Source organism: Shewanella sp. DAU305 (assembly GCF_026802235.1).
Taxonomy (GTDB): domain Bacteria; phylum Pseudomonadota; class Gammaproteobacteria; order Enterobacterales; family Shewanellaceae; genus Shewanella; species Shewanella baltica.
The window spans coordinates 427380-441974 of sequence record NZ_CP113808.1; the positions used below are offsets into that span (position 1 = coordinate 427380).

The window sequence follows — 14595 nt, forward strand, 5'->3', positions numbered from 1 at the left end:
AAACGATATTCTGAATACCCACCGCTAATGCAGCGATATTTCAAGAGTGCTGAACAAGAATGCACGATACTAACAAGCCTTAACTGAGTGTCTGCTGAACCACTAACTCAAACTTCTCAATCACGGCTTCAACACTGATCAAAGCCATCAAATGCTCGCCTTTGGCGCGAGTGCCCCACTTAACTTCGCCACTATGTTGGGATGATATCGCCTCATCATAGGCATTCACCACATATTGCTGCGATAGATAAGGACCCGTGCGCCCAGGATTTGAATGGGCATATAAGCCAATGACTGGCGTGCCTTGGGTCACCGCCATATGCGCTGGGCCCGTATCAGGCGCTAACACTAAACTAGCGCGTTTTAGCAGCGCTAATAGTTGAGCCAGACTGGTTTTGCCCACTAAATTATCGATTTTAGAGGGACAAGCCTGCAAGATTTGCTCTGCTAAATCCTTCTCAAGTTGAGTTGGGCCACCGCACAGCATGACTCTAAATCCTTTCGCAATCGCATAACTCGCGACGGCGGCATAACGCTCGGGCAACCAGTTACGTTCAGCCTTACTGGCTGCGGCGCAAATGATAAAGACTTTTTCATTGTCCTTAATCTGCGTCTGGGCAAATTCAGTATCCGCAATGGGTACAGGGATATGCCATTGAGGAGTGAGATCCTTGACGCCAATCGCCTTAGCGAATCCCATAAATCCTTCGAGCACATGGGGCTTGGCCAAGGGCTCAACCCTACGATTCGTCACTAGCCACTGGCCTTCTTTGGCGCGAGCACGATCGAAACCAATACGTATTTTTGCCGAGATGGCCAATGAAGCTAAAGTGGCACGTAGCGCAACCTGCATATGCAGCAGCACGTCAAAACGTCGGCCTTTTAATGCCTTACGTAAATTAAAATAGCTACGCCATCCTTGAGATTTATCAAAAATAACAAACTCAATGCCGGGTAAATGCTTCAACAATTGATATTCGAGTTTACCGATCACCCATGTGATTTTGAGCTCGGGGTATTGCCGCTGAATCGCCTGCACCATAGCCACGGCATGACAGACGTCACCGATTGCGGATAAGCGAAGCAAACAAAGGGAATTCATGGTATTGGGATTTAAACTCATTGGGATTGAAGCTAATTAGCTCTTAAGGTTATTTGGCGCAAGCTAAGGATCTTAATGTAGAATGGCGCTAGGTGCCACGCTTAAGTCAACAAATCTCCCATGAATGCTCAGATACAGATCATAAAAACCGCCCAAGGTCACATGGCGCTTTGCCAAGATACACCAAAAGATATCGCTCCGGCTTGGTTTGCGGTGGATTTTTGGCGCGCTAAAAATGCTGTCGTCGGCTCATCCAAAGGCCGCTACACCACTTGGTTTGTGGCATTTGAGCACAGCCATTGGGTATTGCGGCATTATTGGCGTGGCGGCTTAATGGAGAAATTCAGCAAAGACGCTTACGTTTATACTGGCCTCGAAAATACCCGCGCTATGGCCGAGTTACGTTTATTAAACATTTTGTATCACGAGGATTTTGCCGTACCTAAGCCGATTGCCGCCAACATAGTACGCGATGGATTATTTTACCGCGCCGATATCATTATCGAACGGGTCGAAGGCGCCGAAGATTTAGTCGCTAAACTCAGCAAAGGGCTCATGAACACTGAGCAATGGCAGGCGTTGGGAGTAACGATCGCCCAATTCCACCAGCGCGGTGTGTACCACGCCGATCTCAATGCCAAAAATATTCTGTTCCAGCCAGCGCAAACTGCACCCATAACGCCAGAGCGCTTTTATCTTATCGATTTCGACCGCGGTGAGTTAAAAACACCGAGCCCGCAATGGCAGCAATCGAATCTAGACAGACTGTTACGCTCTTTCAATAAAGAACAAGGCAAACTGCCAAGTCTTGCCTTCACCGCCGATAACTGGTCATCACTGATGATGGGCTACCAAGCGGCGTTGCAAAGCGCCTGATTATCCTTTCGAATTAAGCCTTTATTAAAGATTGCACTAAAGCAAATTGTCGTTGCAAGGCACCGCGATTTGCCTCAACCACAGCCAATCCTGCGTTTGCCGCCTGCTGGCGCAATTCAGGTTTCGCAAAATAGGCAATCAAATTAGCCGCCAGTTCATCCGCCGAAGCGACAATCCTTAGCCCACCAGCGTCCGCCAACATCTGCGTAATTTGGGCAAAGTCCCAATGGTTCGGCCCCACCATAACAGGCATGCCCATAGCGACTGGCTCCAAGGGATTATGACCACCATTAGCGATCAGCGTACCACCGACAAAAGCTTGATCCGCCGCGCCATAAAAGGTCAGAAGTTCACCCATGGTATCGCCCACCAGCACTTGTGTCGTAGCCGTCACGGGAAAATTACCGCTGCGACGAACAGATTCAAAACCTTGGCTGGCAACAACCTCAGCAACGGCAGAAAACTGCTCAGGATGACGCGGTGCAATAATCATCAAGGCATCGGGCCACTGAGCCAATAATTGCCTATGGGCGGTGAGCATGGCGTCAAATTCTCCAGGATGCACACTGCCTGCAACCCAAATCGGCGATGTTTCACGCCCCCAAGCCTGACGCAACTGCTTGGCATTGGCTAAACGCTCGGGCGTAATACTGAGATCAAACTTCAAGCTACCGCATACTGTCACCCTGTCCGGCGATACACCTAACTCGATAAAACGCTGCGCTTCCACTTGAGTTTGCACCGCAATAACATCGAGTCGTTGCAACATAGGTCGATTGAGTGTTGGATGCTTAGCATATTGCGCCGCCGACTTGGCCGACAGGCGAGCATTCGCTAACATCAAGCGCACACCGCGTTTGGCAGCAACAGTAACTAAGTTAGGCCACAGCTCAGTTTCCATAATTACACACCACTTGGGCGAGACTTGGCGCAAGAAACGCCGCACACACCAAGGTAAGTCAAAGGGCAAATAACAATGTTGCACTGAGTCACCAAAGGCTTTGCGCACTTCGGCAGACCCAGTTGGACTGGTTGTGGTAACCGTAATGCTTAGCTCAGGGTGTGATTGCATAATCAAACGGATCAAGGGAATTGCCGCGAGCGTTTCCCCCATAGACACAGAATGGATCAGTAAATCCGTCGATTTTAGTCGGGTTAATCCAAAACGCTCCCCCCAACGACCACGGTAATCAGGGCTTTTGATAGCACGAAATGCTAAATAGACGATTAGCAAAGGGGATAATAAATATAAGATCGTGGAATAGAGAAAACGATTCATTAAAAACGTGCTTATGAGTTTTGCCTGATGAATGGCGGCAATGTTAGCATATGCACCAAATTAGGGATAATTTACCAGCAGTATGGCGGTCGTTGGTTAACTCTATCTATGATGTGGCGTTCACTAGCAATTTGGATAACTTATGAAAACCCGCGACAAAATAATCTATGCCAGTCTTGAACTGTTCAACGAGCATGGCGAAAGAAACATCACCACCAATCACATTGCCGCTCACTTAAATATGAGTCCCGGGAATCTTTATTACCATTTTCGCAATAAAGAAGACATTATCCGCTGTATTTTCAGCTTATATGAGAATCATCTCGAATCGGGTTTCCAACCCTATGAAGATAAGCAAGTGGATGTGGAACTGTTAATCGGCTACTTCGATGCGATGTTCTATACCCTGTGGCAATTCCGCTTCATGTACGCCAACCTTGCGGATATTCTCGCTCGCGATGAAGAGCTAAAAAAACGTTATTTACATGCACAGCAGCAAGTTTTAACGCGTTCGAGCCACGTGCTGCATAAACTTAAACAAGATGGCTTTTTACACTTAGAGAGCGACAAAATCACGCCACTGGCGGATACCATTAAGATGATCGTCAGCTTTTGGATTGGTTACCAACTCACGCAATCCAGCACGTCGACCATCACTAAAGCGACGCTCTATGAAGGTGTGTTGAGGGTACTGATGATTTTCAAAGCCTATGCAACCCCGACATCCGTCGCGACGTTTACTCGCCTAGAGCAGCATTATCACGCGTTAGCGAATCAAGAATCCCTCTAGCATCATCCCAAACACCTATGTTGGGAACTCGCATTCGGTACTAGACTCAAAGCAATTATAGTGCTGAGTGCGAGCCCGTTTTTCGCTCTACATTCCTTAAAAGAAGACTCAGCCAAACAGTGGCAAACTTATGTTGCACATTAGTTTTTATAATGTAAAAACCACTTTAGCCCTAAACTCGTTTATCTTGCGAACCTGCATGAAAAAAAGGCTGTAGGCCGATTAGGTTTAGAGTTAGAATGCCGCCACTCCCAAAATCAGAATAAAGTTAACTAAGGAGATATCAGGTGGCCTCTACCTCATTCTACGCACAGATTAATCAACAGCTTGCAGACATCAAAGCCGAAGGCTTATATAAAAGCGAGCGTGTTATTGCCTCACCGCAACAGACTGCCATTCAAGTTAATCAGCAAGAAGTTATTAACTTTTGCGCAAATAATTACTTAGGCTTGGCGAATCACCCTGAGCTAATCAAAGCCGCCCAACAGGGCTTAGACAGCCACGGCTTTGGTATGGCGTCGGTGCGCTTTATTTGCGGCACCCAAGATATCCACAAAAAGCTAGAAGCTAGCCTGAGCGAATTCCTCGGCACTGAAGACACCATTCTTTACTCTTCATGTTTTGATGCAAACGCCGGTCTGTTCGAAACCTTGCTAGATGCAGAAGACGCGATTATTTCCGATGCGCTAAACCATGCTTCGATCATCGACGGTGTACGTTTATGTAAAGCGAAGCGTTTCCGTTATGCCAACAACGACATGGCCGATTTAGAAACTCAGCTGATCGCCGCGAAAGCCGCTGGCGCCCGTAACATCTTGATTGCCACCGACGGCGTATTCTCCATGGACGGCGTGATTGCTAATCTGCAAGGCGTATGTGATTTAGCCGATAAATACGGCGCACTGGTGATGGTCGATGACTCTCACGCTGTGGGCTTTATCGGCGCGAACGGCCGTGGCACCCACGAATATTGCAATGTGATGGACAGAGTCGACATCATCACAGGCACCTTAGGTAAAGCCTTAGGCGGCGCATCGGGCGGTTTCACTTCGGGTAAAAAAGAAGTCATCGACTGGTTACGCCAGCGTTCACGTCCTTACCTGTTCTCTAACTCATTAGCGCCATCAATCGTAACTGCGTCTATCCATGTGTTAGAAATGCTCAAATCAGGCCAAGCCCTGCGCGAAGCCGTATGGGAAAACAGCCGTTATTTCCGTGAGCAAATGTCAGCAGCTGGCTTTACCTTAGGCGGCGCCGACCACGCGATTATCCCTGTGATGATTGGCGATGCGAAACTGGCGGGCGACTTTGCTAACCGCTTATTAGCAGAACATATTTATGTTATTGGCTTCTCGTTCCCTGTGGTTCCTAAGGGACAAGCTCGTATCCGTACGCAAATGTCAGCGGCACATACCCGTGAGCAACTCGACAAAGCGATCACCGCCTTTACCCGTATTGCCAAAGAAATGGGCATTATTTAGGACTTAAGACAATGAAAGCACTAAGCAAGTTAAAAGCCGAAAAAGGTATTTGGTTAGTCGATGCGCCTAAGCCAGTAATGGGCCACAACGATCTGCTAATCAAAATTAAAAAAACGGCGATTTGTGGCACCGACATGCACATCTACAACTGGGACGAATGGTCACAAAAAACCATTCCCGTCCCTATGGTTGTTGGCCATGAGTATGTAGGCGAAGTGGTTGATATCGGACAAGAAGTGCGTGGTTTTAAGATTGGCGACCGTGTATCTGGCGAAGGTCATATTACCTGCGGCCACTGCCGTAACTGTCGCGCTGGCCGCACCCATTTATGCCGCAACACCTCTGGTGTCGGTGTAAACCGTGAAGGTTCATTCGCGGAATACTTAGTGATTCCCGCCTTTAACGCCTTTAAAATCCCTGATGACATCAGCGATGATTTAGCCTCAATCTTCGACCCGTTTGGTAACGCTGTGCACACAGCATTATCCTTCGATTTAGTCGGTGAAGACGTATTGATCACAGGCGCAGGCCCAATCGGCATTATGGCTGCGGCAGTATGTCGTCACGTAGGTGCGCGCCATGTAGTGATCACCGACGTTAACGAATACCGCTTAGAGCTGGCCCGTAAAATGGGTGCTACTCGCGCAGTGAACGTGTCTAAAGAAAGCCTGAAAGACGTGATGAAAGAACTGGGCATGACCGAAGGTTTCGACGTCGGTTTAGAAATGTCTGGCGTACCATCAGCCTTCCACGCCATGTTAGATACCATGAACCACGGCGGCAAAGTCGCTATGCTGGGTATTCCTGGTGGCGAAATGGCTATCGACTGGAGCAAAGTGATCTTCAAAGGTTTGGTCATTAAAGGCATCTACGGCCGTGAAATGTTCGAAACTTGGTACAAGATGGCGAGCCTTATCCAATCTGGCTTAGATATTTCGCCTATCATCACTCACCACTTCAAGATTGATGATTTCCAACAAGGTTTCGACGCCATGGGCTCGGGCCAATCGGGTAAAGTGATCCTCAGCTGGGATTAATCCAGCAGAGCATTACTTAGCTTAGATAGGGGCTGTACACTCGCAGCCCCTTGTTGCACACTTATCCCATCTTGATTTCCATCTCTTAGCTTTGTCAGGTTTTATTATGTCTTCCTTTAAACACTTAAGCGTTAATCAATTGCTGCAAATGACCGAAGCACAGCCAGTACAAATCGTCGATATCCGCGATGGCAATAGCTTCACCAACGGCCATATTGCAGGTGCAACTAACCTGAATAACGAAAACCTAGCGCAATTTATTAGCCAAGCCGATATGGACAGCCCACTGGTAGTGGTTTGTTACCACGGTATGAGCAGCCAAAATGCGGCGCAGTATTTATGCGAGCAAGGATTTGATGACGTTTACAGTCTAGACGGCGGCTATAGCGCCTGGCATGAGGCAAATGCATGATAGAAATTGGCAGACTCCCCAACAGTAGAGCCGCGCAGGCATTTGTCGATTACCTCAAAGGTGAGCACATTGACTGCCAAATTGAGCCGCTGGAGCAAGGTGTCGCCATTCTCGTCATCCATGACAAAGATCTGGAGCAAGCGCGCAAAGAGTTTGCCCATTTCATGGCTCATCCCTACGACAGTAAATATCTGCAAGCCTCGTGGGAACACGGCGATACCCAAACTAAGATAGATTACGGCGCCCCTTCGCTACAGTTGTTTACCCAATTCATTACCGGCGCAGGCCCAGTCACGTTGATCGTTTTTGCGGTTTGCGTACTCATTTTTGCGGCGATGAACTTAGGGTTCGCCAACCAAACCTACGCAGCACTGTCCTATTTTGGCGCGGTACCAAGTTCAGAGTTCAGCCAGTTCTGGCGTGTTTTTACCCCAAGCCTGCTGCATTTTTCAGCCATGCACGTCATCTTTAACTTGCTCTGGTGGTGGTATTTAGGCGGTAAAATCGAAACCCGAATCGGCACAGCACCATTGCTCATCCTGCTGTTTGTGGCGGGAACACTGCCAAACGTCATCCAATATTATGTCGGTGGACCTAACTTCGGCGGGCTATCCGGCGTTGTGTATGCCGTGGTGGGTTACACTTGGGTCATGGGGATACGTAAACCTGCTGCTGGAATAGACTTTCCACCATCATATATGGCCTTTATGATGATTTGGTTGGCATTGGGATTCACGGATATTCTAGGGGTTGCCGTTGCGAACGGTGCCCACATTGGTGGCTTACTCATAGGGTTAGCCCAAGGTTTATTCGATAGCCGCAAGTCCTCAAGCTCAATCTAATCCCGTTATACCAAGATAAATCCTGAAGAACGCATAGGGATTTATCTTGGTTAATGACGCGCTCTTACACTTCTACAAACCTAACGCGCGTCAGTCATCTCCAGTACCTTAGCAACCAGCTTCTCGATGCCTGAATGCGCTTCAGCAATACTTCCAGCCAACATATAAGCGGGAGTGCTGACTATTCGATTCAATTCATCTACGACGATCTCATGCACAGTGGCGACTTGATGCTCTCCCCCCATCAAATTGAACGCCGCAACAGTATCGCTATCATTACCAATAGTGCCTTTTACGCCATGGGGATATAATCGCGGGATCATCATAGGTGCGATACAGATAAAGCCAACGGGCTTTTTCGCCAGAATGAACTCATTGATAAAATCAGTCACCAGCGGATCGACTTCACACTCGCTGCCGTTCGTCGCAAAATTACACAGATTTTTCGCCGCACCAAAACCACCGGGAATGATCAAGGCATCAAATTCGGCGATAGCTAATTCTGTGGTCGCTTTAACTTCGCCACGGGCAATGCGCGCCGACTCCACCAGCACATTACGACTTGCTGTCGCATCGACCTCGCCAGTGAGGTGATCGACCACATGCATCTGTTTGATATCAGGTGCAAAACATTGGTAGTGAGCACCCCCTTTGGATAAGCATAAAAGCGTTAAAACCGATTCATGGATCTCTGTTCCATCGAAAACACCGCATCCACTCAGTAACACTGCGACTTTTTTCATTAAAAATATCCTTCTTATGTCATTAAGTTTTAACAAACTACAAACAAACTAGTTGATCTGATTAAAAATCGTGCTAACTTAATTCGTCGAATCTGACGGGTGCCGAAAATTAAGCCAATCCTTAGATGTATTTTACGGAGTCAATAAAAAATCCACAAATTGGGAAGATTTTTTAAGAAACAGTATTGAACTCACACAAATCTTTTATAAATATAAAAAACAACAACTTAAAAATATCGCACTAAGCCGTAATCATCGCCATTATTCTCAGTTGACTTTTTCACTCACAGACTTATCCACAGGCTGGGAGTCATTTTGCCATGGCTGAAATAGCGCTTATGTGGCATGCTTAGCGCCATCTAAGTCATCGATAAACGAAAAATACTTATGCCAACCGTCGCTAAAAACCCACTTGTGCTTGTGGATGGATCTTCCTATTTATATCGCGCTTATTATGCGCCTCCTCACCTGACAAACTCAAAGGGCGAAGCAACCGGTGCCGTTTATGGCGTAGTGAATATGTTACGCAGCTTGCTGACTCGCTATCAGCCGAGCCATATCGCAGTCGTGTTCGATGCCAAGGGCAAAACCTTCCGCAATGACATGTACAGCGAGTACAAAGCACAGCGCCCACCTATGCCTGATGACCTACGTTCGCAAATCGAACCTTTACACCGCATTATTCGTGCACTGGGTTTACCACTGATTTCGATTTCCGGCGTCGAAGCCGATGACGTGATCGGCACTATTGCTCGCCAAGCCAGTTTAGAAAACCGTGCAGTGCTTATCAGCACTGGCGATAAAGACATGGCGCAGTTAGTCGATGAGAACGTCACGCTCATCAACACCATGACAGACACCATAATGGGCCCAGAAGAAGTCGCGATTAAATTTGGTGTTGGTCCAGACCGTATCATAGATTTGCTCGCGCTGATGGGCGACAAGGCCGACAACATTCCCGGCTTACCCGGCGTTGGTGAGAAAACAGCGCTCGCTATGCTCACAGGAGCCGGCAGCGTGAGTAACTTATTAGCTGAACCCGAAAAAGTCGCCGAGCTCGGCTTTAGAGGTTCTAAAACCATGGCGGCGAAGATCATTGAAAATGCCGACATGCTCAAGCTTTCTTACGAACTCGCCACCATCAAAACCGATGTCGAACTTGAGCAAGACTGGCACGAACTCACCATCAAGCCCGCGGACAAGGATGAACTGATCAAATGCTACGGCGAGATGGAGTTTAAGCGTTGGTTAGCCGAAGTCTTAGATAACAAAATCACTGCAAATACCTCAATTGATGCGGCATCCGAGACACAAGAAGACTCAACTCCAGTCGAAGCGATTGCAACGCAGTACGACTGCATTCTCACGGAAGCCGAATTAGACGCTTGGATTGCTAAGCTTAAGCAAGCCGACTTGATGGCGGTAGACACTGAAACCACCAGCTTAGATTACATGGTGGCAGAATTAGTCGGGATATCTTTCGCCGTTGAGGCAGGGAAAGCCGCTTATCTGCCTTTGACCCATGATTATGTTGGCGCACCGACTCAAATCGATAAAACCGTTGCGCTAGAAAAACTGCGTCCACTGCTTGAAGATCCAAAACTTAAGAAAGTCGGTCAAAATCTTAAGTACGACATCAGTATCTTAGCCAATGCGGGGATCAAACTGCAGGGCGTCGCTTTCGACACTATGCTCGAATCCTATGTCTTCAACTCAGTAGCTTCGCGCCATGATATGGATGGCTTAGCACTCAAGTACTTAGGCCATAAAAATATCAGCTTCGAAGAAATCGCCGGCAAAGGTGCAAAACAGCTGACCTTCAACCAAATTCCACTGGAAACGGCTGCGCCTTATGCGGCCGAAGATGCCGACATCACCCTGCGTTTGCACCAACATTTGTGGCCAAGACTCGAAAAAGAAGCGGAACTGGCCGCTATGTTTACCGAAGTCGAATTGCCGCTGATCCAAGTATTGTCGGATATTGAACGCCAAGGGGTATTAATCGATAGCATGTTACTCGGCCAACAAAGCGACGAGCTAGCGCGTAAAATCGATACCTTAGAAGAGAAAGCCTACGACATTGCCGGTGAGAAATTTAACCTTGGCTCGCCTAAGCAACTGCAAGTATTGTTTTTTGAAAAGCTAGGTTATCCGATCACCAAAAAGACCCCCAAGGGCGCACCATCGACCGCGGAAGAAGTGTTGGTCGAATTGGCGTTAGATTTCCCTCTGCCAAAGGTGATCCTCGAACATCGCAGCCTATCTAAATTAAAGAGCACTTACACAGATAAACTGCCACTAATGGTCAATGCTAAAACGGGTCGTGTGCACACTAGCTATCATCAAGCTAATGCGGCAACAGGACGCTTATCATCGAGCGAGCCTAACCTGCAGAATATTCCTATCCGCACCGAAGAAGGTCGCCGTATTCGCCAAGCCTTTATCGCACCTGATGGTCGTAAAATTTTGGCAGCCGACTACTCGCAAATCGAACTACGGATCATGGCGCATTTATCCCAAGATGCCGGCTTACTCAAAGCTTTCGCCGAGGGCAAAGACATTCACAGAGCTACGGCTGCCGAAGTGTTTGGCACTGACTTTGATGAAGTAACCACAGAACAGCGTCGCCGGGCCAAAGCGGTTAACTTCGGCTTAATTTACGGCATGTCAGCCTTTGGCTTAGCGCGTCAGCTCGATATCCCGCGCCATGAAGCACAAACCTATATCGACACCTACTTTGCCCGTTATCCAGGCGTATTACGTTATATGGAAGAAACGCGTGCGGGTGCAGCCGACCTAGGTTATGTATCGACTCTGTTTGGCCGTCGCCTCTATTTACCTGAAATCCGTGATCGTAATGCGATGCGCCGCCAAGGTGCTGAACGTGCTGCGATTAATGCCCCAATGCAAGGCACGGCTGCCGACATAATCAAAAAGGCCATGATCAATATCGCCCAGTGGATCAAGACAGAAACCCAAGGCGAAATCACTATGATCATGCAGGTTCACGATGAATTGGTGTTTGAAGTCGATGCGGATAAAGCTGAAGCGCTTAAAAAGACAATCTGCACTTTAATGGCACAAGCCGCCGATCTCGATGTTGAACTACTTGCCGAAGCGGGCATTGGTAATAACTGGGATGAAGCCCACTAACCTTAGTGACATCAAAACTAGCACTATCAATATGATTTAAAGTAAATAAAGCTTACCTGAATTCAACATTTTGAGCTCAGGTTAGCTCTCTCCCGTCTTAATCACCTCTAAACACACCAATACTGAGTCCCTTTTATTACTGTGCGCAAATTATCCTTTCACAATAAAAAAATCAGATCGTTAAGTTAGGCAAAACTTCATCGGCAGCAACATGCATAACTCACTACCAAACAATCTTTACCTGATTCATTAAGCAGTAGAGCTCATCGATACACTGCCGCAGCAAATGGAGACTCAAGGGTGTGATTACGCGAATCGAAACGGCGTTAAAGCCAGCTATATATGCTCAAAAGTGTCATAACGGTTGTTCTCTCACGCGTACACTAAAATATTAAGCTAGATTTAGAGTAAAAACATTAAATCTCAAATATTGATCTCTTTTGTATATAAATTTCGGATTACCCCGCTAAATCAGCCGATTAAGCATTTTTAATGAAATTTTAAGATCAATTTAAGATGCTTTTTCACTCATAACCTGAGATCAAGCGCACATAATTACCTCTTTTTTGAAAAAACTGTTTTCCATTTAAAGATAAATGGAGTAATATTCTCTGCGTAGGGTACAGAGGTTAAGATGTTCTATCTTTCAGACCTTTATTTCACTTATAGTGATGAGCCAAATTCTGGCGCCTCAGCAACTTGTTTGCTGAGGCTTTTTTTTGCTCTTTTTTCAGACTTTAGGTAAATTTTAGAGTATTTACTTTAATAAAAAGTAAATTGGCTGTATGCTAGTTTCATTGAGAACCATTGAAGCTAATTTGGTGGTGCTTGAGTCTTGTTGAATTTAGCTTCTCCCCAAAAGAGCTAATATTTTTGGCCGATGACACTGTCATCGGCTATTTTTTTGCCTGAAATTGACGAAAAGTGAATAGGGATAAAAGCTTAACAAGAGGGAAAGATAAGGAAAAATTACAGGAAAAAACAGAGGGGCGGCATACACAGTCAAACTCGACCATGTATGCCAAAACAGGCAATATTATTCGGCGTTGTTCGCCGCATCTAACTCATCGGTCAACCATTGCGGATGGCACCATTCATTTAGAATAGCCAACACTTTAGGCTTACCGGTTCCTTTAAGCGATGAGAAAGGCTCAACTTGTACCCAGTCGCCAAACTCACTCAACGCCAGACGCACTTCATTTACCGTTTTCATCTTAGCGCTTTGAGCTAATTTGTCTGACTTGGTCAGCAAAGCTAACACAGGGATTTCACTGGCAACCGCCCACTCGATCATCTGCATATCGAGATCTTTTAGTGGATGACGTATATCCATCAAGACAACCACGCCACTTAAACAAGCGCGTTTTTGCAAATATTCACCTAATGCCTGCTGCCATTTATTTTTCAACGCAAGCGGGACTTGTGCAAAACCATAGCCAGGTAAGTCAACTAAACGACGCTGAGCATCTAACTCAAATACGTTAATTAATTGAGTTCGGCCAGGGGTTTTACTGGTTCTTGCTAAACTTTTTTGCTCAGTTAATGCATTGAGTGCACTAGACTTTCCAGCATTAGAGCGGCCAGCAAATGCAATCTCAACTCCAACATCGCCGGGCAGATATTGATCCAAATGTGCAATGTCAGGTGCACTGATTAAAAACTTTGCCCTACGAAAATCTATACGAGATTCAGTCACTATTTACTCCGAAATTTTTCTACGCAATACCATAATTTATGAAGAATTACTTACTTTTCCACGTTTTCGTGTAAAATATTACTCCGATCACATTAATCATATTTTACCACGCTTGCGGGTCACCCTAGTAAGCTCAGGATAATAATCTTAACCAGAAGTTGGAACGCCATGAAAAAGCTAGCTCTTGCGCTGTCTGTTGTAATTGCCGCCATATCTTCACCTGCGATTGCTGAAGGTAATGCTGAAGCGGGAAAAACGAAAATCATTGTCTGTTCAGCCTGCCATGGTATGGACGGTAACAGTATGATCGATATGTACCCTAAACTTGCGGGCCAACACGCCACTTACCTCCAAAAGCAACTACATGATTTCCGTAGTGCAGCGCAAACTGGCGGTAAAGACGGTCGTATGGATCCTATCATGAGTGGCATGGCAATGCCTCTAAGCGATCAGGATATTCTCGACATTACTGCATATTTTTCTAGCCAAGCAATCCAAGTAGCTGAAGCGAAAGATGTCCCTGAGTTAGGCGCTAAACTTTACAAAGGTGGCGATGTTTCACGTGGTATTACCGCTTGTATGGCATGTCATGGCCCAGATGGTAAAGGCGCTGAACTTGCAGGCTTCCCAACATTGGCTGGCCAACACGCCAACTACATCAAGATCCAACTGACAAAATTCCGTGAAGCGGGTCGTCATAATGACCTGAACGGCATGATGCAAGATGTGGCTAAAAAGCTAAGCGATAGCGATATCGACGCACTATCTAAGTATCTTTCTAGCCTGAAGTAATCTTAGTCAGTTAAGAAAGGGGTGTATTATCACCCTTTTTTTACACCACCAAGTTGACGTGAACGTAAACTGCTAAAGATTCATGCTTGACATAGATCACAGATTTGGGTTTAATAAGCCCCGTACCGAGATAAACCCATCTGTTTGTACAAAAAGATTAATAATAACTTACAGGTTTCGGTATAATTAACATTCAAGATATAAGAATAAAGACACTCAATAACAATAATATACTTAAGACCACTCTCTAATAATAACAAGAGTCGTGATTTCCACTTGAAATCCAGGTCAGCACAATTTTGTAAGGGATGGCCGATAACGCCAATTTGCTTCTAGCAAAACGCCTTACACTCAGGGTAACTTGCCCCATCAGGACACAGTTTACATGATGT

At 46.4% G+C, this 14595-nt stretch carries 12 protein-coding genes; 8 read left to right on the forward strand and 4 right to left on the reverse strand.

The window, feature by feature from the left end; all coding sequences use genetic code 11:
• Positions 1-79: 79 nt before the first annotated feature.
• Positions 80-1123, reverse strand: a complete 1044-nt coding sequence (locus tag OX890_RS01795) for a glycosyltransferase family 9 protein (protein ID WP_268650017.1) — start codon at positions 1121-1123, stop codon at positions 80-82.
• Between the two features lie 99 nt (positions 1124-1222).
• Between OX890_RS01795 and OX890_RS01800 the strand changes: the two genes are divergently transcribed.
• Entirely contained in the window at positions 1223-1978 is a 756-nt protein-coding gene (locus tag OX890_RS01800) for a 3-deoxy-D-manno-octulosonic acid kinase (protein WP_268650018.1), read from the forward strand.
• A 13-nt stretch (positions 1979-1991) separates the two neighbouring features.
• On the opposite strand, the gene waaA is transcribed toward OX890_RS01800, so the two are convergent.
• Entirely contained in the window at positions 1992-3257 is a 1266-nt protein-coding gene (gene waaA, locus OX890_RS01805; protein WP_268650019.1) for a lipid IV(A) 3-deoxy-D-manno-octulosonic acid transferase, read from the reverse strand.
• A 142-nt stretch (positions 3258-3399) separates the two neighbouring features.
• Here waaA and OX890_RS01810 point away from each other — a divergent pair, with 142 nt between their 5' ends.
• The 5 genes from OX890_RS01810 to glpG all read left to right on the forward strand — a co-directional run bounded on the left by OX890_RS01810 (position 3400) and on the right by glpG (position 7819).
• The gene (locus tag OX890_RS01810) at positions 3400-4047 is read left to right on the forward strand and encodes a TetR/AcrR family transcriptional regulator (RefSeq protein ID WP_011845372.1); all 648 of its coding nucleotides are present in this window, start codon (positions 3400-3402) and stop codon (positions 4045-4047) included.
• A 287-nt stretch (positions 4048-4334) separates the two neighbouring features.
• On the forward strand, positions 4335-5528 hold the full coding sequence (locus OX890_RS01815) for a glycine C-acetyltransferase (RefSeq protein WP_259577676.1): 1194 nt from the start codon (positions 4335-4337) through the stop codon (positions 5526-5528).
• Between the two features lie 11 nt (positions 5529-5539).
• Positions 5540-6565, forward strand: a complete 1026-nt coding sequence (tdh, locus tag OX890_RS01820; protein WP_006079369.1) for an L-threonine 3-dehydrogenase — start codon at positions 5540-5542, stop codon at positions 6563-6565.
• Positions 6566-6671: 106 nt separating this feature from the next.
• The gene (gene glpE / locus OX890_RS01825; RefSeq protein WP_006084745.1) at positions 6672-6977 is read left to right on the forward strand and encodes a thiosulfate sulfurtransferase GlpE; all 306 of its coding nucleotides are present in this window, start codon (positions 6672-6674) and stop codon (positions 6975-6977) included.
• Positions 6974-7819, forward strand: coding sequence for a rhomboid family intramembrane serine protease GlpG (glpG, locus tag OX890_RS01830; protein ID WP_268650020.1), 846 nt, complete (start codon positions 6974-6976; stop codon positions 7817-7819). Before glpE ends, glpG begins: the two co-directional genes overlap by 4 nt.
• A gap of 80 nt (positions 7820-7899) precedes the next feature.
• Here glpG and elbB read toward each other — a convergent pair whose 3' ends face one another.
• Positions 7900-8562, reverse strand: a complete 663-nt coding sequence (elbB, locus tag OX890_RS01835) for an isoprenoid biosynthesis glyoxalase ElbB (protein WP_268650021.1) — start codon at positions 8560-8562, stop codon at positions 7900-7902.
• 387 nt (positions 8563-8949) lie between these two features.
• Between elbB and polA the strand changes: the two genes are divergently transcribed.
• Positions 8950-11715 (forward strand): DNA polymerase I, encoded by a 2766-nt coding sequence (gene polA, locus OX890_RS01840; protein ID WP_259571789.1) that lies wholly within the window; start codon positions 8950-8952, stop codon positions 11713-11715.
• A 1036-nt stretch (positions 11716-12751) separates the two neighbouring features.
• Here polA and yihA read toward each other — a convergent pair.
• Entirely contained in the window at positions 12752-13411 is a 660-nt protein-coding gene (gene yihA, locus OX890_RS01845; protein ID WP_006079362.1) for a ribosome biogenesis GTP-binding protein YihA/YsxC, read from the reverse strand.
• Between the two features lie 168 nt (positions 13412-13579).
• On the opposite strand from yihA, the gene OX890_RS01850 reads away from it, so the two are divergent.
• Complete coding sequence (locus OX890_RS01850) at positions 13580-14203, forward strand: c-type cytochrome (RefSeq protein ID WP_006084749.1); 624 nt, start codon at positions 13580-13582, stop codon at positions 14201-14203.
• Positions 14204-14595 lie beyond the last annotated feature (392 nt).

Excerpts from the sequence above, each read along its gene's own strand:
- polA (WP_259571789.1), top strand. The coding sequence starts at position 8,950 with ATGCCAACCGTCGCTAAAAACCCACTTGTGCTTGTGGATGGATCTTCC.
- glpG (WP_268650020.1), top strand. The coding sequence starts at position 6,974 with ATGATAGAAATTGGCAGACTCCCCAACAGTAGAGCCGCGCAGGCATTT.
- OX890_RS01795 (WP_268650017.1), bottom strand. The coding sequence starts at position 1,123 with ATGAGTTTAAATCCCAATACCATGAATTCCCTTTGTTTGCTTCGCTTA.
- OX890_RS01800 (WP_268650018.1), top strand. The coding sequence starts at position 1,223 with ATGAATGCTCAGATACAGATCATAAAAACCGCCCAAGGTCACATGGCG.
- tdh (WP_006079369.1), top strand. The coding sequence starts at position 5,540 with ATGAAAGCACTAAGCAAGTTAAAAGCCGAAAAAGGTATTTGGTTAGTC.
- elbB (WP_268650021.1), bottom strand. The coding sequence starts at position 8,562 with ATGAAAAAAGTCGCAGTGTTACTGAGTGGATGCGGTGTTTTCGATGGA.
- waaA (WP_268650019.1), bottom strand. The coding sequence starts at position 3,257 with ATGAATCGTTTTCTCTATTCCACGATCTTATATTTATTATCCCCTTTG.
- glpE (WP_006084745.1), top strand. The coding sequence starts at position 6,672 with ATGTCTTCCTTTAAACACTTAAGCGTTAATCAATTGCTGCAAATGACC.
- OX890_RS01850 (WP_006084749.1), top strand. The coding sequence starts at position 13,580 with ATGAAAAAGCTAGCTCTTGCGCTGTCTGTTGTAATTGCCGCCATATCT.
- OX890_RS01810 (WP_011845372.1), top strand. The coding sequence starts at position 3,400 with ATGAAAACCCGCGACAAAATAATCTATGCCAGTCTTGAACTGTTCAAC.